The organism is Pseudomonas sp. 2995-3, assembly GCF_002742565.1.
GTDB classification, from domain to species: Bacteria; Pseudomonadota; Gammaproteobacteria; order Pseudomonadales; family Pseudomonadaceae; genus Aquipseudomonas; species Aquipseudomonas edaphica.
The window spans coordinates 1-240 of the sequence record NZ_LJSB01000429.1; the positions used below are offsets into that span (position 1 = coordinate 1).

1 protein-coding gene is annotated in these 240 nt (G+C 39.2%); it reads left to right on the forward strand.

Going from position 1 to position 240, the window contains the following annotated elements:
• Positions 1 to 25 precede the first annotated feature (25 nt).
• Positions 26 to 240 (forward strand): hypothetical protein (locus tag AOA62_RS29930; RefSeq protein WP_218244251.1); only part of this gene is annotated, 215 nt, incomplete at its 3' end.

Below are 240 nucleotides of genomic sequence, written 5' to 3' on the forward strand. Positions count from 1 at the left end.
TTTTGATAGGATAGGTGGTCGCAGAATGAAAAAAGCAATTGCACTACTTTTTATCATGGCAGGATTCATTATTATCGGAATAGCAGGATATGAAATTTATCAAACGCAGGCAAAAGAAAAAGAAGCACTTGAAGCCGCAAGAGACATCGTTTTCTCGAAAGAACAGACGGACAAAGAGTATGAAGTATTAGAAGACTTTGATCCAGGGCAAGGAGACGTAGTGGGAATATTGCATATCCC